Source organism: Dietzia sp. 2505 (genome assembly GCF_040546785.1).
Classification (GTDB): domain Bacteria; phylum Actinomycetota; class Actinomycetes; order Mycobacteriales; family Mycobacteriaceae; genus Dietzia.
Window position 1 is genome coordinate 323,760 of the sequence record NZ_JBEPON010000002.1, and the last position, 19,362, is coordinate 343,121.

20 protein-coding genes are annotated in these 19,362 nt (G+C 71.3%); 2 read left to right on the top strand and 18 right to left on the bottom strand.

Annotation, left to right across the window (positions count from 1 at the left end):
• Nucleotides 1-28: 28 nt before the first annotated feature.
• From thyX to rimP, 18 genes are all read right to left on the bottom strand, one after another.
• Nucleotides 29-781 carry an FAD-dependent thymidylate synthase gene (thyX, locus tag ABIE38_RS05215; RefSeq protein WP_354054337.1) on the bottom strand — a complete coding sequence of 251 codons (753 nt, stop codon included), beginning with the start codon at nucleotides 779-781 and terminating at the stop codon, nucleotides 29-31.
• A 36-nt stretch (nucleotides 782-817) separates the two neighbouring features.
• Nucleotides 818-1,270: a flavodoxin family protein gene (locus ABIE38_RS05220; RefSeq protein ID WP_354054338.1), complete on the bottom strand. Its 453-nt coding sequence runs from the start codon at nucleotides 1,268-1,270 to the stop codon at nucleotides 818-820.
• Nucleotides 1,267-1,746: a hypothetical protein gene (locus ABIE38_RS05225; RefSeq protein ID WP_354054339.1), complete on the bottom strand. Its 480-nt coding sequence runs from the start codon at nucleotides 1,744-1,746 to the stop codon at nucleotides 1,267-1,269. The genes ABIE38_RS05220 and ABIE38_RS05225 overlap by 4 nt, the downstream gene beginning before the upstream one ends.
• Before the next feature lie 8 nt (nucleotides 1,747-1,754).
• Nucleotides 1,755-2,504 (bottom strand): 4-hydroxy-tetrahydrodipicolinate reductase, encoded by a 750-nt coding sequence (gene dapB, locus ABIE38_RS05230; RefSeq protein ID WP_354054782.1) that lies wholly within the window; start codon nucleotides 2,502-2,504, stop codon nucleotides 1,755-1,757.
• A gap of 34 nt (nucleotides 2,505-2,538) precedes the next feature.
• Nucleotides 2,539-3,858 carry a M16 family metallopeptidase gene (locus ABIE38_RS05235; RefSeq protein ID WP_354054340.1) on the bottom strand — a complete coding sequence of 440 codons (1,320 nt, stop codon included), beginning with the start codon at nucleotides 3,856-3,858 and terminating at the stop codon, nucleotides 2,539-2,541.
• Nucleotides 3,859-3,956: 98 nt separating this feature from the next.
• On the bottom strand, nucleotides 3,957-6,224 hold the full coding sequence (locus ABIE38_RS05240) for a polyribonucleotide nucleotidyltransferase (protein WP_354054341.1): 2,268 nt from the start codon (nucleotides 6,222-6,224) through the stop codon (nucleotides 3,957-3,959).
• Between the two features lie 336 nt (nucleotides 6,225-6,560).
• The gene (rpsO, locus tag ABIE38_RS05245; RefSeq protein WP_107747462.1) at nucleotides 6,561-6,830 is read right to left on the bottom strand and encodes a 30S ribosomal protein S15; all 270 of its coding nucleotides are present in this window, start codon (nucleotides 6,828-6,830) and stop codon (nucleotides 6,561-6,563) included.
• 113 nt (nucleotides 6,831-6,943) lie between these two features.
• Nucleotides 6,944-7,921, bottom strand: a complete 978-nt coding sequence (locus tag ABIE38_RS05250) for a bifunctional riboflavin kinase/FAD synthetase (RefSeq protein ID WP_354054342.1) — start codon at nucleotides 7,919-7,921, stop codon at nucleotides 6,944-6,946.
• A 23-nt stretch (nucleotides 7,922-7,944) separates the two neighbouring features.
• The gene (truB, locus tag ABIE38_RS05255; protein ID WP_354054343.1) at nucleotides 7,945-8,856 is read right to left on the bottom strand and encodes a tRNA pseudouridine(55) synthase TruB; all 912 of its coding nucleotides are present in this window, start codon (nucleotides 8,854-8,856) and stop codon (nucleotides 7,945-7,947) included.
• A 10-nt stretch (nucleotides 8,857-8,866) separates the two neighbouring features.
• The gene (locus ABIE38_RS05260; protein WP_354054344.1) at nucleotides 8,867-9,574 is read right to left on the bottom strand and encodes a 4'-phosphopantetheinyl transferase family protein; all 708 of its coding nucleotides are present in this window, start codon (nucleotides 9,572-9,574) and stop codon (nucleotides 8,867-8,869) included.
• Nucleotides 9,571-10,497 carry a metallophosphoesterase family protein gene (locus ABIE38_RS05265; protein WP_354054345.1) on the bottom strand — a complete coding sequence of 309 codons (927 nt, stop codon included), beginning with the start codon at nucleotides 10,495-10,497 and terminating at the stop codon, nucleotides 9,571-9,573. Before ABIE38_RS05265 ends, ABIE38_RS05260 begins: the two co-directional genes overlap by 4 nt.
• Nucleotides 10,494-11,837, bottom strand: a complete 1,344-nt coding sequence (locus ABIE38_RS05270) for an MATE family efflux transporter (protein ID WP_354054346.1) — start codon at nucleotides 11,835-11,837, stop codon at nucleotides 10,494-10,496. Before ABIE38_RS05270 ends, ABIE38_RS05265 begins: the two co-directional genes overlap by 4 nt.
• A 34-nt stretch (nucleotides 11,838-11,871) precedes the next feature.
• A complete protein-coding gene (locus ABIE38_RS05275; protein WP_354054347.1) occupies nucleotides 11,872-12,840 on the bottom strand; it encodes a DHH family phosphoesterase in 969 nt (322 codons plus the stop codon).
• The gene (gene rbfA, locus ABIE38_RS05280) at nucleotides 12,837-13,298 is read right to left on the bottom strand and encodes a 30S ribosome-binding factor RbfA (protein ID WP_354054348.1); all 462 of its coding nucleotides are present in this window, start codon (nucleotides 13,296-13,298) and stop codon (nucleotides 12,837-12,839) included. Before rbfA ends, ABIE38_RS05275 begins: the two co-directional genes overlap by 4 nt.
• 112 nt (nucleotides 13,299-13,410) lie before the next feature.
• Nucleotides 13,411-16,239 (bottom strand): translation initiation factor IF-2, encoded by a 2,829-nt coding sequence (gene infB, locus ABIE38_RS05285; protein WP_354054349.1) that lies wholly within the window; start codon nucleotides 16,237-16,239, stop codon nucleotides 13,411-13,413.
• A gap of 166 nt (nucleotides 16,240-16,405) precedes the next feature.
• Nucleotides 16,406-16,708 carry a YlxR family protein gene (locus ABIE38_RS05290; protein ID WP_354054350.1) on the bottom strand — a complete coding sequence of 101 codons (303 nt, stop codon included), beginning with the start codon at nucleotides 16,706-16,708 and terminating at the stop codon, nucleotides 16,406-16,408.
• Nucleotides 16,709-16,848: 140 nt separating this feature from the next.
• On the bottom strand, nucleotides 16,849-17,835 hold the full coding sequence (nusA, locus tag ABIE38_RS05295) for a transcription termination factor NusA (RefSeq protein WP_179525437.1): 987 nt from the start codon (nucleotides 17,833-17,835) through the stop codon (nucleotides 16,849-16,851).
• Nucleotides 17,832-18,377 carry a ribosome maturation factor RimP gene (gene rimP / locus ABIE38_RS05300; protein WP_354054351.1) on the bottom strand — a complete coding sequence of 182 codons (546 nt, stop codon included), beginning with the start codon at nucleotides 18,375-18,377 and terminating at the stop codon, nucleotides 17,832-17,834. Before rimP ends, nusA begins: the two co-directional genes overlap by 4 nt.
• A gap of 107 nt (nucleotides 18,378-18,484) precedes the next feature.
• Between rimP and ABIE38_RS05305 the strand changes: the two genes are divergently transcribed.
• Together ABIE38_RS05305 and ABIE38_RS05310 are read left to right on the top strand one after the other, a co-directional pair.
• The gene (locus tag ABIE38_RS05305; RefSeq protein WP_354054352.1) at nucleotides 18,485-18,958 is read left to right on the top strand and encodes a ubiquinol-cytochrome c reductase iron-sulfur subunit N-terminal domain-containing protein; all 474 of its coding nucleotides are present in this window, start codon (nucleotides 18,485-18,487) and stop codon (nucleotides 18,956-18,958) included.
• Nucleotides 18,955-19,359, top strand: a complete 405-nt coding sequence (locus ABIE38_RS05310; protein WP_354054353.1) for a DUF4439 domain-containing protein — start codon at nucleotides 18,955-18,957, stop codon at nucleotides 19,357-19,359. The genes ABIE38_RS05305 and ABIE38_RS05310 overlap by 4 nt, the downstream gene beginning before the upstream one ends.
• The last annotated feature ends 3 nt before the right edge of the window (nucleotides 19,360-19,362 follow it).

A 19,362-nucleotide genomic window follows, 5' to 3' on the forward strand; every position in this document is an offset into this window, starting at 1 on the left:
AGTCCCGATTCCGACCCGGCGAACCGGCTCATCCCTCCAGGACGTAGGGGCTCACCGCGATCTCGGAGCCGTCCTCCAGCGCGGTGATCTCGAAATCGGAGAACACCGCCGGCGCCGCCTCCCGCAACTGACGCAGGACGTCGATCGCCAGTCCTCGGATCTCGGTGTCCGCGTGCTCGGTCGCCCGCATTCCGATGAAGTGCCGCCACGACCTGTAGTTGCCGGTCACCACGATTCGGGTCTCGGTCGCGTTGGGCAGGACCGAACGCGCGGCCTGCCGGGCCTGCTTGTGGCGCAGCATCGGGTTGGGGACGTCGGCGAACCTCTCCTCCAACTTGGAGAGCATCTCCGCATAGGCCTCTCGCGACGCGTCGGTGGCGCGGCGGAAGATCTCCACCAGTTCCGGGTCGTCGGCGATCGCCGGCGGGGGCACGACCTTGGAATCATGCTCCGGGACGAACCGCTGCGACAGCTGACTGTAGGAGAAGTGGCGGTGCCTGATGAGCTCGTGGGTGCACGACCTGGAGATACCGGTGATGTAGAACGTCACGCTCGCGTGCTCGAACACCGAGAGGTGTCCCACTTCGAGGATGTGCCTCAGGTACCCGGCGTTCGACGCGGTGCGCGGGTTGGGTTTGTCCCAGCTCTGGTAGCAGGCGCGGCCGGCGAACTCGGCCAGGGCGGAACCGCCGTCCGCATCCGTCTCCCAACCGATCTCGTCGGGTGGGGTGAACGCGGTGTGCGCGACCATGCGGACCTGCCGCCGGACGAGCTCGGACATGGTGGGACTCCCTCTGGTGTCGTGTCGCCCGGCGGGTCAGCCGAGAAGGTGTGCGGCGACCGTCGCGGCGACCTCGGACGCGGTGTCGAGTTCCTCACGACCGGGCTCGCCGGTGAGCTGAAGGGCCGGGGCGACCTGGCGCAGGTCCCACCCGGTGGTGATCCGTTCGACCGAGGTCACCGCTCCCGAGGTGTCGTTGTCCCCGTGCACACAGAGTGCGTAGGGCCGACCGGCCACCGCACCCTCGCAGGTGTAGTACGTGCGGTCGAAGAAGTGCTTGAGTGCACCGGACATGTAGCCGAAGTTCGCCGGGGTGAGCAGGACGTAGCCGTCCGCGCGGAGAACGTGGTCGTCGGTGGTGGCCAGCGCCGGCACCGATTCGACCTCGATCCCCTCGAGGTCGGGATGCGCGAGCCCTCCCAGGAGCGCCTCGAGGATCCGGCGCAGTCGCGGCGACGGCGCGTGGTGGACCACGAGGACGGTGCTCATCGCGGATCCGGAGTCCCGGAGGACTCCGCCTCCCGCAGCGCGATGGCCGCCCGCATCACCTCACGGGCACGGAGGCGGTCGCCGGCGTGGTCGTAGGCGCGGGCCAACCGGTAATTGGTGCGCCAGTCATCCGGGGACGCCTGGTATTCCGCGCTGACGCGGTCGAACAGGTCGTCTGCGGCGGCGTGCTCGAGTCGACCGGACGGGCGATGGTCCAGGTCGGAGACGTCGAGTTCGATCCCCTCCTGGGCTGCCGCCGCGGAGATCCGCTGCAGTTCGAATCCGTTCCGCAGGATCGCCCACATCGCCCACGCCCCGACGACGGTCAGCAGGACGATCCCGACGCCGAGTCCACGCATGGCGAGGTACTCGGACCGGCTGATCATGGACCACCCGAGGTAGAGCAGGTAACCGAACGCCACCACCAGACCCACCGCCGTGAGGGCCATGACCAGCGGCTTGACGACTCTGTCCACGGGCCGGCCTACAGATCCATGAAGGCGTCGAGCCCGACGGTGAGTCCCGGGGCGCCCGCGATCGACCGCACGCCCAGGAGCACACCGGGGGCGAAGGAGGAGCGATCGAGGGAATCGTGCCTGATGGTCAGGGTCTCCCCCTGGGTACCCAGGAGGACCTCCTGGTGCGCGATCAGGCCGGTCACGCGGACCGAGTGCACCCTCACCCCACCGACGTCGGCGCCCCGCGCTCCCTCCAGCTCGGTGGAGGTCGCGTCCGGGCAGGGCCTCATCCCGGCTTCAGCGCGGGCGGCGGCCATCATCTCCGCGGTGCGGTGTGCCGTACCCGAGGGAGCGTCGGCCTTGTTCGGGTGATGCAGTTCCACGATCTCGGCCGAGGGGAAGTACCTCGCCGCCTGGACCGCGAAGCGCATCATGAGGATGGCCCCGATCGCGAAGTTGGGCGCCACGAGCACCCCGGTGTCCGGGTGGGACGAGAGCAGTCCGCGCAGCGTCTCCAACCGCTCGTCGGTGAAGCCCGTCGTGCCGACCACGGCGTGGATGCCGTGCGTGATGCAGTATTCGAGGTTGTCCATCACCACATCGGGGTGGGTGAAGTCCACGACCACCTCCGCGCCGGCGTCGGTGAGCATCTGCAGCCGGTCGCCCTGGTCCACCTCGGCGACGAGTTCCATGTCCTCCGCCGCGCGAACCGCCTCGCAGATCGCCGTGCCCACCTTGCCGCGTGCACCGAGCACTCCGACCTTCGTCACCGTCATCGTCTCCTCATGGGTCGTCACACCGCCCACCAGCCTATCCGCCCACGCCGGCGAGCAGCCCAGCCGCGCCGCCGGCATCGGGCATGCCCGGCCCCACGGCCGCCAGACACCAGGGCGCGGTCTCGCCCGTCCAGTAGTCCGCCACGTGGTCGCGGTGCACGGTGCGGAGCCTGTGGAGCGACTCCCCGACGGTCACCACCGTGTCGCGGTCCAACAGGTGGCGGCCGATCCGCGTCATCCGCGACAGGGGGTCGTCCAGCCCGAGCCTGATCGATCCGGTGAGGTGCCCGATCGCACGGTCGACCTCGTCGCCGGACGGGGGATCGTGGACCATCCCCGCGACGACCTCGGCCAGCGCACCGCTCAGGGCGTCCACCCGCCCGACGGGACTGCCGGCGACGACCGAGACGAGTCCGGTCGCACGGAACTGGTCCATCGACGCGTACACGGTGTAGGCCAGCCCGAGCTCTTCGCGGACCCGCTGGAACAGTCGGGAACTCAGTCCGCCACCGAGGACCGCCGTCGCGACCTGTGCGGCGGCGCGGTCCCGGTGATCGCGGGAGGGGGTCCTCCGTGACAGCGCCAGGAGCACCTGTTCGGAGTCGTCGTCCTCCCCCACCAGCACCGACGACGGAGCCCAGCCCGGGTGCCCGGCCGCCCGGCCGGAGGTGGGTGCGGCGGACCCGACCGCCGCGGCTTCCGCCGGGCCCTCGGCGACCACGGCGGCCAGCGGGCCGTCGGCGATGCGCCTGACCAGTTCCTCGTGGTCGACGCGCCCGGCCGCGGCCACCACGACGTCACCCGCACGCAGGACCCTGCGGTGGAACGACCGCAGCGTCTGAGCGTCCAGGGCCACCACCGACTCCTCGGTCCCGATGATCGGGCGCGCGAGCGGGTCATCGCCCAACACGGCGCCGGTGGCGAGCTCGCAGGCGAGGTCCTCGGGATCGTCGGCCCGGCCGGCGAGCTCGTCGAGCACCACGTCCCGCTCGATCTCCACGTCCTCCGGGTCGCACGACCCGCGTGCCACCACGTCCACCAGCACGTCCACGGCCGTCGCCAGACCCTCCGCCGGGACGTGGACGTGGTAGCAGGTGTGCTCCCGGCCCGTGTAGGCGTTGAGGTCACCCCCGAGGAGGTCGATCCGCTCGGAGAGTTCCCTACCCGACGCCGTGGCGGTCCGTTTGAACAGGACGTGCTCGAGGAAGTGCGCGGCACCGTGTTCCTCGGGGGCCTCGTCGGCGGAACCCGCCGCGATCCATACCCCGACCGCCGCGGTGTGGCACCACGGGAGGTTCTCGGTGACCACCCGGAGCCCGGGGATCGATCGGTCCACCCTGATCGTCGGATCCACGTCGACTCTCCCTTCCAGCGATACGAGGCACGCACCCCGCGATCCGGGGTGCGTGCCTCGTGAGGTGCCGGGGTGCGCGTTCGCGCCCCGGCGGTGTATCAGTTGTCGTCGCCCTCGGCGTCGGCAGTCGAGTCCGCCGCCGCGGACTCGTCGCCGACGGGAACGAGGCTGATCTTGCCGCGGTTGTCGATATCCGCGATCTCGACCTGCATCTTGTCGCCCACGTTGACGACGTCCTCGACCTTGCCGACCCGCTTGCCCTGGCCCAGCTTGGAGATGTGCACCAGCCCGTCGCGACCGGGGAGCAGCGAGAGGAAGGCGCCGAACGGGGCGGTCTTGACGACCGTGCCGAGGAACCGCTCGCCGACCTTGGGCAGCTGCGGGTTGGCGATCGCGTTGATCTTGTCGATCGCGGCCTGAGCGGACTCGCCGTCCGTGGCCCCGATGTACACGGTGCCGTCGTCCTCGATCGAGACGGACGCGCCGGTCTCCTCGGTGATCGAGTTGATCATCTTGCCCTTGGGCCCGATGACCTCGCCGATCTTGTCGACCGGGACCTTGATCGCGATGATGCGGGGCGCGAACGGGCTGAGCTCGTCCGGCTCGTCGATCGCCTCGGCCATCACGTCGAGGATGGTCAACCGGGCCTCGCGGGCCTGGGTGAGCGCGCCGGCGAGGACCTCGGACGGGATGCCGTCGAGCTTGGTGTCGAGCTGCAGCGCGGTGACGAACATGCCCGTTCCGGCGACCTTGAAGTCCATGTCGCCGAACGCGTCCTCGGCACCGAGGATGTCGGTGAGGGCGACGTAGCGGGTCTCGCCGTCGACCTCGTCGGACACCAGGCCCATCGCGATACCCGCGACGGGGGCCTTGAGCGGCACACCGGCGTTGAGCAGCGACAGGGTGGAGGCGCAGACGGACCCCATCGAGGTGGAGCCGTTGGAGCTGAGCGCCTCGGAGACCTGCCGGATCGCGTACGGGAACTCCTCGACGCTCGGCAGGACCGGCATGAGCGCACGCTCGGCGAGCGCCCCGTGGCCGATCTCGCGACGCTTGGGCGAGCCCACACGACCGGTCTCGCCGGTGGAGTACGGCGGGAAGTTGTAGTGGTGCATGTAGCGCTTGCTGGTCTCCGGACCGAGCGAGTCGATCTGCTGGGCCATCTTGACCATGTCGAGCGTGGTGACGCCGAGGATCTGGGTCTCACCCCGCTCGAACAGGGCGGAACCGTGGGCCCGCGGGATGACCTCGACCTCGGCGGACAACGCGCGGATGTCCCGGATGCCGCGGCCGTCGATGCGGAAGTGGTCCGTGAGGATCCGCTTCCGGACGATCTTCTTGGTGAGCGACTTGAACGCGGCACCGAGCTCGCCGACGCGATCGGAGAACCGCTCCGAGAGCGAGTCGAGCACCTCGGCCTTGAGCTGGTCGGTCGCCCCGTCGCGCTCCTGCTTGTCCGCGATCGACATGATCTCACCGAGCCTGGCCTCGGCCACCTCGGAGACCGCGGTGAACGCGTCCTCCTGGTACGGCGGGAAGAGCGGGAACTCCCGGGCCTCGGACGGGGCCGCGGTGGCCAGTGCCTGCTGCGCGGCGCACAGCTCGGAGATGAACGGCTTGGCCGCCTCGAGTCCCTGCGCCACGACGTCCTCGGTGGGCGCCTGGGCACCGCCCGCGATCTTCTCGATGACGGTGTCGGTGGCCTCGGCCTCGACCATCATGATAGCGACGTCGGCGGTGTCACCGGAGCCCACGACGCGGCCGGCCACGACCATGTCGAAGACCGCCTCGGAGAGCTGCTCGACGGTCGGGAAGGCGACCCACTGCCCCTCGGGGCGGACGGCCGTCGGGATGAGCGCGATCCGCACGCCTCCGACCGGGCCCGAGAACGGGAGGCCGGACAGCTGCGTGGAGGCGGACGCGGCGTTGATCGCCACCACGTCGTAGAGGTCCTTGGGGTCCAGGCTCATGATGGTCACCACGACCTGGACCTCGTTGCGGACACCGTCCGCGAAGGTGGGGCGCAGCGGCCGGTCGATCAGGCGACACGTGAGGATGGCGTCGGTGCTCGGACGACCCTCACGGCGGAAGAACGAGCCCGGGATGCGGCCCGCGGCGTACATCCGCTCCTCGACGTCCACCGTCAGGGGGAAGAAGTCGAAATGCTCCTTGGGGTGCTTGCCCGCCGTGGTGGCGGACAGCATCATGGTGTCGTCGTCGAGGTACGCGACGACGGCCCCGGCGGCCTGCTTGGCAAGGCGTCCGGTCTCGAATCGCACCTCGCGGCGACCGAAGTCGCCGTTGTCGATGGTCGCGACGGTCTCGAAGACTCCGTCTTCGACCTCGACGGCCGTGATCTCTGGCATGTGTAGTCCTGTTCTGTCGGTGACTGGGGGCCTCACGGCGGAGACGTCTCCGCCGGGCCCGCCGGGTCACACGTCAGGGAATCCCGGTTCGACTTCGGTCTTCGATCGAAGCGGCCGGAACCGGCGCCCCGTCCCGGGGCACCCGCGGTTCCGGCAGCCACTACCGAGGACCGTCAATCGGACCTGTCGACACCCGGTACGTGCGCACCGGCCGTGATCAGGCTACCAGGGAGAACACACCGGGTCACCGGGGGACGCGCTGACATCGCCCCCGTACAGCACTGTTCCCCGCCCTCTTCGAGGACGGGGAACAGTGGAGGTGCGGGCGGGTTCCGCTCAGCGACGCAGGCCGAGGCGCTCGATCAGCGAGCGGTAGCGCGCGATGTCGACCTTGGCGATGTACTTGAGGAGGCGACGACGACGCCCGACCATCAGGAGCAGACCGCGACGCGAGTGGTGGTCGTGCTGGTGGCTCTTGAGGTGCTCGGTCAGCTGGCTGATCCGCTTGGTGAGCAGCGCGACCTGGGCCTCGGGCGAACCGGTGTCGGTCTCGTGGATCCCGTACTCGGCCAGTACGGCCTTCTTCTCTTCGGTGGTCATCGCCATGGGTGTCTCCTGGTTGTTCCAGTCCGCGAAAATGAATGACCCCGCCGCCGCGGACCGCAGGAGGGCCGACAGGAGACGTTACCAGCGGAGGGCCCCGGCGCCCCAATCGATGATCAGCGGCGGCGTGCGTCCACGTCGAGAACGGCCCTGGTCCTGGCGACGTCGCGGTCCATGGCCACGAGGAGCTCGTCGACCGAGGAGAACTTCTCCATGTCGCGGACGTGGTCGACGAAGTCGACGGCCGCCACCCGGCCGTAGAGGTCCGCCGACTCGTCCAGGACGAACGCCTCGACGCTGCGCGCCGCGTCCCCGAACGTCGGGTTGGTGCCCACGGAGATCGCCGCCGGGTAGCGCCGACCGGGCCGGATCGACCCGTCGACCTCGTGATCGTCGAGGAGGGTGAACCACCCCGCGTAGACGCCGTCGACGGGGACGGCCGTGTATTCCGGCAGGTCCAGGTTGGCCGTCGGGTACCCGAGGTCGCGTCCACCCCGTCCGGCACCGTGCACGACGACCCCGGACACGCGATGGGGACGGCCGAGGATCGCCGCCGCGCCGGCGACGTCGGACTCCGCGAGCAGACGCCGGATCCGGGAGGAGGAGACGGGCTCCCCCCCGGATTCCAGCAGATCCATCACCCGGACGTCGATGCCCCGCTCGGCACCCAGCTCGCGCAGCGTCTCCGGGGTGCCCGCCGCGCGTCGGCCGAACGAGAAGTTGCTCCCCACGGTGACGGAGCGACTCCGCAGCCCCCGCACCAGCACGCGGTCGATGAACTCGTCGGGTTCCCACGAGGCCATGTCGGTGTCGAAGGGCAGGGCGAAGACGGCATTGACCCCGAGGTCGCCGGCCAGTTCCGCGCGCCGCTCCAGAGGGGTGAGGACGAGCGGATGCGTACCGGGTCTGATCACCTCGACGGGGTGCGGGTCGAACGTCACCAGCACCGGGCTCGCCCCCGACCGGCGTCCGGTACCCACCGCGTGCTCCACCAGACCCCGGTGACCTCGATGGAGTCCGTCGAACACCCCGAGTGCGACGGAGGTCCCGCCGTCGGGGATCACGATCTCGTCGAACGTCCGCCACAGCTGCACGGCGACCACCTTACGCCCGGGTCTCACAGGCCCGCCGGGCGCATGACCACGACCGGAGCCGCGCGCTGCCCGGACTCGGAGACCAGGGCGGCGACCCGTCCGTCCGGTCCCACGGCGGCGACCACCCCGTCGTCGCCGCGGGCCGCCAGCCACCGTCCGTGTCGCAACCCCTCGGCCTCGTCAGCGTCGACGTCCCGGCGGGGGAAGGCGGTCAGCGCGGCGGCGTCGAGGTCCATGGACAACCGTGGGTCCTCCTCGAGCTCTGCGAGTGTCCGGGCGACCTCCAGTCCGAACGGGCCGACGCACGTGCGCCGCAGCGCGGTGAGATGACCCCCCACGCCGAGTGCGGCGCCGAGGTCGCGTGCCAGCGCCCGGATGTAGGTGCCGGTCGAACAGTCGACGACGACGACGAGGTCCACCACCTCCCCGGAGCGCGTGCGCTCGAGGACCTCGAATCGCGACACGGTCACCGTCCTCGCGTCGAGCCGGACGTCCTCCCCGGCCCGCACCCGGTCGTAGGCGCGTCGACCGTCCACCTTGATCGCGCTCACCGAGGACGGGACCTGGTCGATCTCCCCGGTCAGCGCGGTGACCCCGGCGTCGATCGCCGCGTCGGTGACGGCGGAGGCGTCGACCCGCGCGGTGGTCTCGCCCTCCGCGTCGTCGGTGGTGGTGGTCTCGCCGAGCCGGATGGCGGCCTCATAGGTCTTGGTCTCCAACGCGAGCAGGCCCAGGAGCTTGGTGGCCCTCTCGATCCCCACCACCAGGACGCCGGTCGCCATCGGGTCGAGGGTGCCGGCGTGCCCCACCTTGCGGGTGCCGAAGTACCGGCGCAGACGCCCGACGACGTCGTGACTGGTCATGCCGCCCGGTTTATCCACGATGACGAGTCCCGGGGCGGGGGCGGGGCGGGGGTCGGGTCTGCGCGGGGTCACGCCGGACACGCTATCCCCCACGGCCCGGACGGAGCACGATCGCCGAGGCGACGTAGCCGTCCCGCACCGCCCACCGGCCGCGGAGCTCCACCAGGTCGGGTCCGCCGTCCGCGGCCCGCGGGTCGACGAGGATCCGCGACCTCAGCACGCCCGAGGAGGACGCGCCGTCGACGTCCGTGGGTGTGAGGGTGATGTGGGCGTCGGCGAATCCCAGCCACCTCCGGGTGAGGGGGAACCACGCCTTGTAGGTGGCCTCCTTGGCCGTGAACAGCAGCCGGTCCCAGTGGACCGACCCCTCCTCCCCGCGGGCCGCGCGCACCCACGCCGCCTCCTCGGGCAACGAGACCGCCTCGAGCACCCCTTCCGACAGCGGCCCGTGTGGTTCGACGTCGAGTCCGAGCGACCGGACCCGCTCGGCCGGCGCCACCGCCGCCGCCCGCAGGCCGCCGGTGTGGGTGAGCGTGCCCACCACCCCCGGGGGCCACACCGGCATCCCCCTGCCACCCCGGGTGATCGGCCCGGGGGGCACGCCCAGGCGGCTCATCGCCTCGCGCGCACAGGCCCGCGCCGCGGCGAACTCGATCCGGCGGCTCTCGACCGCCCTGCCGATCTGCTCGACCTCGACGGGGTACATGGCGGCCAGCGCCGCCGCATCGGTCATGCCGAGTTCGTCGAACGCCACGGCCACCACGTCGTCCGGCAGTACGTCCCTGATCACCGTTCCTCCTCGAGGTCGGGGCCGTCCTCGCCGGGCCGGGCGATCCTCGGAAGCCCGTCCCGGTCCCGGATCCACCTCACCTGAGGGTGGTCGGGGGCGGGGAGGATCTGACGGGTGAGTGGGTCGGGGCGGCCGCGGGCCGCCCACTCGCGCGGGTAACCCAGCGAGACCTCCTCGAACCGGACCGAGTCGTGGACGGTGGTGCGCGGGATGTGCAGGTGCCCGTAGACGCTCGCCACCGCTCGGTACCGGCGGTGCCAGTCCGCGGTCTGGTCGGTCCCGCACCACAGCGCGAAGTCGGGGTGCCGCAGGACCTCCGTGGGTGCGCGCAGCAGGGGCCAGTGGTTCACCAACACGGTCGGGTGCGCCGGGTCCAGGGCCGCCAGTCTGGTGGTCGTGGCCACCAGGCGAGCGGAACACCAGGAGGCGGCGTCCGGGTACGGGGCGGTATCGATGAGGAACTCGTCGGACGCCACCACCCGTCGCTCCCTCGCCCCCGCGAGTGCCGATGCCCGGGACTGGCCCGGTGAGCGGGTCCACGAGTAGTCGTAGAGCAGGAACATCGGCACGACCCACGCCGGGCCTCCCGGACCGGTCCACAGCGGGTAGGGGTCCTCGGGGGTGTCCACCCCGATCGACCGACAGGCGTCCACCAGGCGGTCGTACTTGGTGGTGGAGGTGATCCCGTCGTCGTCGGAGGCGATCCACAACTCGTGGTTCCCCGGCACCCAGATCACCCGCTCGAACCGGTCGGCCAGGCGTTCCAGCGCGCCGACCACGTGGTCGGTCTTCTCCGCGACGTCTCCGGCCACGATCAGCCAGTCCCCCGGATGTGCGGGCCGGATGTCGTCGATGACGTGCGCGTTGCCCCGGTGGCCGACGTGCAGGTCGGACACCGCGCGCAGACTCGGTCGGCCCGTCACGCCGGAGCCCCCTCGGAGGCACGACGGGCCGGGGTCTGCGCGCCCAGGACCATCCAGCGGTCGCCGCGGACCCGCGCGACGACCGCGATGAGGCGCATCGCCACGAACACGCCCATCCCCCACCAGATGCCGGCGAGTCCCCACCCGAAGTGCCTCGTCGCCAGGAGAACCGGGAGGAAGCCGAAGAGCGCCGCGACCACCGTGCTGGTGCGGAGGTACGCGGCGTCCCCCGCGCCCAGGAGGACTCCGTCGAGCCCGAACACCAGGGCTGCCGGGACCACCACGATCGCCATCCCGGTCAACGCCACGACGAGTCGGCCCGCGACCTCGGCGTCACCGGACAGGAGGGTGGACATCGGTGAGCGGAAGAGCACCGTGACCACCGCGACCCCGACACCCAGGCCCACCGACCACACGACCACCGCACGGGCCAGGGCGCGGCCGTGGGCTGCCAGCCCGGCTCCCAGCGCCGCACCGACGAGCGACTGCGCCGCGATCGCCACCGAATCGAGGACGAGGGTGTACAGAGCCCACAGCTGCTGGGCCAGATGGTGCGCGGCGAGCGAGTCGACCCCCGCCGCCGCCGCGGCCGTGGTGGCCACGGCGAAGGTGACCTGGAAGGACGCGGTGCGGATGACCAGGTCCACCCCGAGACGGAGCTGGTCGGCGATCACGGTCCACCGCGGACGTAGGGAGCCGCGGTGCTCCATCACCAGTGCGCCGAGGAACCCACCGGCCATGATCATCTGGCCGGCCAGGTTGGACCAGGCGCTCCCCACCAGACCCAGTGCGGGCGCGGGACCGAGACCGGGCACCAGCACCACACAGCCGACGGTGGAGACACCGATCCCCGCGGCCACCAGGACCAGAGGCGTCCTGAATCGCTGCACCCCCCGCATCCACCCGTGTCCGGCGGACGCGACCAGGATGCAGGGGATTCCCCACACCGCCACCCTCAGCCAGTCCGCGGCGCCCGCCGCCACCTCGGCGTCCGCGGCCAGCACGCGCGTCAGGGGCCCCAGCGACGCGTGCACACCCGCCACCACGACCACCCCGACCGACAGCGCGATCCAGGTCGCCTGCACCCCCTCCGCCACCGCCTCGGGACGTCGCCCGGCTCCGTGGAGTCGCGCCGCCCGGGCGGTCGTGCCGTACGAGAGGAAGTTCATCTGGGTTCCGAGCACCAACAGGACGAGCGCGCCGACCCCGAGCGCCGCGAGATCCTCGGGGCCCTGCCGGCCCACGACGATCCCGTCGACGAGCAGGTAGATCGGTTCGGCCGCGAGCACCGGCAGCACGGGCAGCGCGATCGACCACAGACGGCGACCGATCTCACCCACTCCGACGTCCGGAGCAGTGGACCGGCGCCCCGGGTCAGGCGAGGAGCTCACTGAGCCTCGCCGTGACGAGTCCGAGGTCGCCGCTCACGGTGCACCCGGCCGCCGCCGGGTGTCCGCCCCCACCGAGCGTCGACGCCACGGCCGAGACGTCCACGGCGTCGCCACCGCGGGAGCGGAGCGAGACCGCGCACTCGCCCGGCCGGATCTCCTTGACGAGGACCGCCACCTCCGCCTCCCGGACCCCCTGCAGGTGGGATACGAGTGACTCGAGGTCGGCCTCGCCGACCGACGCGACGACATCGTGCGGGACCGTCAACCACACCGCGCCCCGCCCTCCCGCCGCGTCCGTGTCGAGGCGGGCGGTACGCAGGAGATCCCCCAGCACCCGCAGCCAGGAGAACGGGTGGGCGTCGAGGAGCGCGAAACCGAGCTCCCTCGACTCCGCCCCGGCCGCCAGCAGTCGGCGGGCCGTGTCGTGCGAACCCGCCCCACCCCACCGGAAGGACCCGGTGTCGGTGACGAGACCGGCGTAGAGGCTGGTGGCGAGGTCCGGGTCGACCGGGTAGCGACCGGCCTCGAGGACGTCGAGTACGAGGGTCGCGGTGGAGGCGGCCTCGGGATCCAACAGCAGGTGCGTCCCGAATCCCGGGTTGGAACGGTGATGGTCCACCACGAGGACCTCGGTCGCCGAGCGGGCCAGCCGTCCCCAGTCGCCCACCCGGTCCGGGCTGGCACAGTCCACCGTCACCACCAGGCCGTCGTGCTCCGGCACCTCGCCGATCGGCACCACGTGTTCCGTGCCCGGGATCACCCGGAGCGCCTCCGGGACCGTGCCCGGGTCGAACGACTGGTGGACGACGACGCCGATCGCCCGCAGTGCACGGGCCAGGCCCGCGGAACTCCCGAGGGCGTCGGCGTCGGGGCGGACGTGGCACAGCACGGTCACCTCACGGTGCCGCGCGAGCACCTCGGCCGCGCCACCCGCGTCCACCAGGGTGGTCACCGGTCGTCGTCCTCCGGTAGCCCCACCTCGTCGTCCTTGCGGTAGGGGTCCTCGTCCCCGGCGGGACGCGCGCCCTCCGCCACGCGGCGGACCTCCTCGTCCTGAGCGCGGGCCTTGGCGAGCAACTCCTCCATCTGGCGCGCCGCATCCGGCACGGAGTCCAGCCGGAAGGTCAGCTCGGGAGTGAACTTGACCCCCGTCTGCTTACCCACCATCGTGCGCAGCCGGCCCCGTGCGTTCGCCAGGGCCTCGCCCGCGTCAGCGATGTCGGGCTCCTCGTCGAGCGTCCTCCCCCGGACCGTGTAGTAGAGGGTGGCCACCCTCAGGTCCGCCGTGATGCGCGAATCCGTGATGGTGATGAACTCGAGACGCGGATCCTTGATCTCGTGCTCGATCGCCGTCGCGACGATCTCCCCGATCCGTTTGCCGAGCCGTCCGGCCCGTCCCTTTCCGGCCATGGCGATCCTCCTTGACGTGGTGCGGCCGCCTGGCAGCCGCTCGATACCCAGAATGCCGCGGGGGCAGGCCCGCAGACCACGGAACCTGCCCCCACGGGTGTCGCCGTCGACGTCAGTCGCGCGGCTTCTCGACGAGCTCGTAGGTCTCGATGACGTCGCCGATCTTGATGTCGGAGTACGTCACGGTCAGACCACACTCGAAGCCCTCGCGGACCTCGGTCGCGTCGTCCTTCTCGCGCCGCAGCGAGGAGACGGTCATCTCCTCGACGACGACCTTGCCGTCGCGGATGAGACGGGCCTTCGCGTTGCGTCGGATGATCCCGTCGAGGACCATGCAACCCGCGATGTTGCCGAGCTTGGAGGAGCGGAACAGCTGGCGGATCTCCGCCTGACCGAGCTTCTTCTCCTCGTAGATCGGCTTGAGCATGCCCTTGAGCGCACTCTCGATCTCGTCGATCGCCTGGTAGATGATCGAGTAGTACCGGATGTCCACGCCCTCGCGGTTGGCCAGCTCAGTCGACTTGCCCTCCGCGCGGACGTTGAACCCGATGATCACGGCGTCGGATGCGGCCGCCAGGTTGACGTTCGTCTCGGTGACCGCACCGACACCGCGGTCGATTACACGCAACTGCACCTCGTCGTCGATCTCGATGCCCATGAGGGCCTCTTCGAGGGCCTCGACCGTACCGGAGTTGTCGCCCTTGATGATGAGGTTGAGCTGACTCGTCTCCTTGAGATGCGAATCCAGGTCCTCGAGGCTGATCCGACGGCGGGACCGAGCGGCGAGCGCGTTGCGCTTGCGCGCGTTTCGCTTGTCCGCGATCTGCCGTGCGGTGCGATCCTCCTCGACCACCATCAGGGTGTCGCCTGCGCCACAGACGCTGGTCAGGCCGATCACCTGGACCGGACGGGACGGGGTCGCCTCCACGACGTCCTCCCCGTGCTCGTCCACCATGCGACGAACCCGGCCGTACGCGTCGCCCGCCACGATCGAGTCGCCGACCCGCAGCGTTCCGCGCTGGATGAGCACCGTGGCGACCGGACCGCGTCCGCGGTCGAGGTGCGCCTCGATGGCCACGCCCTGCGCGTCCATGTCCGGGTTGGCCCGCAGGTCCAGCGACGCGTCCGCGGTGAGGACGACCGCCTCGAGGAGCGACTCGATGTTGAGCCCCTGCTTCGCGGAGATGTCGACGAACATGGTGTCGCCGCCGTACTCCTCCGGGACGAGCCCGTACTCGGTCATCTGGCCACGGATCTTGTCGGGCTGTGCGCCCTCCTTGTCGATCTTGTTGACCGCCACGACGATCGGCACGTCGGCCGCCTGCGCGTGGTTGATCGCCTCGACCGTCTGCGGCATCACGCCGTCGTCCGCCGCGACCACGATGATCGCGATGTCCGTCGACTTGGCGCCACGGGCACGCATGGCGGTGAACGCCTCGTGACCCGGGGTGTCGATGAAGGTGATCGTCCGGTCGATGTCGTCGACCGGCACGGTGACCTGGTAGGCACCGATGTGCTGGGTGATGCCGCCGGCCTCGCCCTCGCCGACCTTCGCGGACCGGATGCTGTCGAGCAACCTGGTCTTGCCGTGGTCGACGTGACCCATGACGGTGACGACCGCGGGACGGATCTCGAGATCGTCCTCGCCGCCCTCGTCCTCACCGAAGGACAGATCGAACGAGTCGAGCAGTTCGCGGTCCTCGTCCTCGGGGCTGACGACCTGGACCTTGAAACCCATCTCCTCGCCGAGGAGCTGAAGGGTCTCCGGGGTGACGGACTGCGTGGCCGTCACCATCTCGCCCAGGTTGAACAGCGCCTGGACCAGCTGCGACGGGTTGACGTCGATCTTGTCCGCGAAATCGCTCAGCGAGGCACCCTGTGCCAGCCGCAGGACCTGCCCACGACCGTCGGGGAGCCGGACGCCGCCGACCTCGGGGGCCCGCATCGAGTCGTATTCCTGACGCTTCTGCCGCTTGGACTTGCGGCCCCTGCGGGGCGCGCCTCCGGGGCGGCCGAACGCACCGGCCGCACCGCTGCGGCCACGGTTGCCTCCGCCGCCGCCGGGACGACCGCGGAAACCGCCGCCACCCGCTGCGGGTGCACCGGCGCCGCCGCCACCGGGACGGAAGCCTCCGCCACCCGGACGACCACCGGGGCCTCCCGGCCTACCGCGGCCCGCGGCGGGACGTGCGACCTGCCCGGGCATCTGGCCGGGGCTGGGACGGGGACCGCCCGGACCCGCTGCGCCCGGGCGCTGTGCCGGACGGGGACCGCCCTGCCCGGGAGCCGGACGGGGACCACCCTGGCCGGGAGCCGGACGGGGACCGCCCTGTCCGGGAGCCGGACGCTGCCCACCGGGACGGGGACCGCCCTGCGGACGCGGCGCCGGAGTGGTGCCGCTCGAGAACGGGTTGTTGCCGACGCGTGGGGCCTTCGGACCCGGCTTCGGGCCCGCGGGACGCGGGCCGGGCGCCGGGCGGGAGGCCGCAGGCGCGGCCGGGGCCTCGGGAGAGGCCTCCGGGGCCGGACGCTCTGGCGCCGGTTTGGGGGCCGGTGCCGCGGGCTTGGCGCCCGGGGTGGGCCGATCAGCCGCGGGCCTGGGGGCCGGTGCCGCGGGCTTGGCGCCCGGGGTGGGCCGATCGGCCGCGGGCTTCGGAGCCGCCTTGCGGGGATCCGCCCCCGGTCGGGGGCCCGGTGCCGGCGTGGGCGCCGCGCCGGGCTTCGGCGCCGCGGGTCCACCGGAGCCGGGGGTCGGCGGTGCGGAAGCGTTCCCACCGTCGGACGGTGCGTGCGACGCACGGAGACGCCGGACCACCGGGGCCTCGAGGGTCGACGATGCGGATTTGACGAACTCTCCCTGATCGCGGAGTTTCGTCAGAAGTTCTTTACTGGTGATACCGAACTCTTTTGCCAGTTCGTGTACCCGGGGCTTGCCTGCCACTGCTCTCCTCACTGCGAGGTCTTCACGGCAGGGCTGGCCGCGCGACCTCGGTCTACATTCGATGGACGTTCATCGCTGGAACTTCACGGTGTGCTCATCGTGTCTGGTCCGTTCCTTCTCTTGTGCTCCCCCGGTCGGCCCATGCGGCCGACGGGTGGTCTCGTGCTCACGACGATAGCGTCCCGAGCACCTCCGAGATCGCATCCTGGGACACGTTCCCGGCGACCCGCAGGGACCTGGTGAAGGCCCTGCGGTCGAGTGCTGTCGCGATGCACCGCTCATCACGGTGCACCCAGGCTCCCCGCCCGACCGCTCGCCGGTCGGGGTCCGGCGAGAGCGCTGACGCCCGCGGATCGTGAACGATCCGCAGTAACCGGGAATCGGAATCCCGGCGGCGACAGCCGACGCAGGTCCTTACCGGACCCGGCACCTCGGCCGAGCCCTTCTGCTGGTCGTGATGCACCCGCATGAGGCCGCCTCGGTTTCTCGCCGTCCCTCCCACGCGAGTGGGTGGACGTGAAGTCACTGTGACATCAGCCGAGTCTACAGGTCGTTGACTATCGACACTAACGGCGCGCCCGACCGCGTGGACCGCGCCCGTGCCGGACGTCACTCGGCGTCGCTGTGGATGTCGATCCGCCACTGCGTCAGCCGGTGGGCCAGGCGGGCGTTCTGCCCCTCCTTGCCGATCGCGAGCGAGAGCTGGTAATCGGGAACCACGACGCGCGCAGCCCTCGTCTCGGCGTCCGCGACGGTCACGGAGATGACCTTCGCCGGAGAGAGCGCGTTACCGACGAACACCGTGGGGTCCTCGTCGAAGTCGACGATGTCGATCTTCTCCCCGTTGAGCTCCGCCATCACCGCCCGGACCCGGGCGCCGTTCGGCCCGATGCAGGCTCCCTTGGCATTGAGGCCCGACACCGTCGTCTCCACGGCGATCTTGGTCCGATGGCCGGCCTCGCGGGCGATCGCCGAGATCCGGACGGATCCGTCACCGATCTCCGGCACCTCCAGGGCGAACAGACCACGGACGAGGTCGGGGTGGGTGCGCGACAGGGAGACGGAGGCACCGTGTGGCCCCTTGTGAACCCCCACGACGTGGCACTTGATGCGGTCACCGTGCTGGTAGGTCTCGCCCGGGACCTGCTCCGCCGGTGCGATGGTGCCCTCGGTCCCGCCGTTCTCGGGCCCGATGTGCACCACGACGATCCCCCGCGCGTTCGCACGGGAATCCGATTGGATGACCCCGCTGACCACCTCGCCCTCCCGGGCGACCAGGTCACCGTAGATCCGCTCGGTCTCGGCCTCGCGGAGGCGTTGCAGGATGATCTGCCTGGCGGTCGCCGCGGCCACCCGGCCGAAATCGGACGGGGTGGCGTCGAACTCGCCGATCCGGTTGCCCTCGTCGTCGACCTCGGCCGCCATGACCGCGACGGTCCCGGCCTTCCGGTCGAGTTGAATCCGTGCGACCCGGTGCGCGTCATCGGTGCGCTTGTACGCGGTGAGCAGTGCGTTCTCCAGGGTCCTCACCAGGTCGTCCAGGGGGATCTCCCGCTCCTGGGACAACATGTTCAGCGCCGCCATGTCGATGTTCAACTGTCTTCTCCTTCTCGCACGCCACGTCCGGGGTTCGCGGGCTCCGACAGGAGGGCGAGTTCGTCCTCCGGGGCGGGCCGGAACTCGACCCGGATCACAGCGCGTGCCACGTCGTCCAACGGTACCGAGTCGACACGCATCCCACGACCCGACCTGCAGACCAGACGTACGGTTCCCGTCGCCTCGTCGAGGTCTCCGATCCGCCCACGGGCCGGGCCGGTGACACCGTCGACATAACTCACGTCGACCTGGCGACCTCGCGCCCGCCTCCAGTGCCGGGGGGCCTCGAGCGGGGCGTCCACACCGCGGCTCGTCACCTCGAACGTCACGGCCCGCTCGGGCCCACCCCACTGTTCGGCGACGGCGTCGAGCTCGGTGGACAGTCTCGCGAGATCGTCCAGTGTGACACCGGAGTCGCCGTCGACGACCACGGTCACGTGCCAGTCGGCGGCCCGTGAATCCTCCCGGATCTCCTCGAGTTCGAGTCCACGGTCGGCGACCGCTCTACGGATATGGGCCCTGTCGGGCTCGGGGACGATCACGTTGCTCCTGGCGTCGCTGCTGGTGGGTGCCGATCCGGATTGCGGACGGGCCGGATCACTGTACCGCCCCCGGTCCGGCGGCCGACGGGCCCTGGCAGGATGTCGGGGTGCCCGTTTCCTCCACCACCCCCGTGTCGCGCCGACGGTTCGTCGCGATGACCGCGGTCGCCACCGGAGTGGCGGCGGCCGGGGGTTGCGCCCTACCGCTGGTCGACGACGAGCCGGACCCCCTGGTGCCGTTGGCCGCGGCCGCTGCCCGCGACGCCCGCGAGTTCGCCGCCGCGGATGCCTCTCACGGGGACGACGTCGCCCGTCTCCACCGGATGGCCGACGCCCGCCGCACGCACGCCGAGCGGCTCTCCGCCGAGATCGGACCCACCGATACCGGGGAGACACCCTCGAACGGGGCCGCGGCGGGCCCGCCCGCCGTCTGCCCACCCATCGGGGAGGTCCGCACGCGACTGCGTGACGACGCCCGACGAGCCGGGGAGGTCGCCGTGGCCTCTCGAGGTGAGCGCGCCGCACTCGCGGCCGCGGTGTCGGCGGCCTGCACGACGGCGGTCGAGGTGGTGCTCGCATGACGACCCCACCCGGGCTGGCGTCCGAGGACGCCGCCGTCTTCGGCTACGGCCTCGTACTGGCCGGGGCGGACAGCGGTATCCAGGCGGCGGTCCGACGGGAGCTCGCCGCCCACCGCGCCCGCCGGGATGCCGCGGAGGCCCTGTGGCCCGGTTCCCCGCCCGCGCCTGTCGGCTATCTGACGACCCCCGACACCCCGACCTCGCCCGTGCTCCTGGCGATCCGTCTCGAATCGGACTGCTGCGTGGCGTGGCGGACGGAGATCGCGGCGGCGCGGTCGACCGAGATCCGGAGGTTCTGCCTCGACGCCCTCACGGCCGCCTCGATTCAACTCGAGCGCTGGCGGACGCTGGTGCCGGGCGCGCCGTTCGAGGCGCTGCCCGGGTTCCCTCCCCCGCCCTGACTG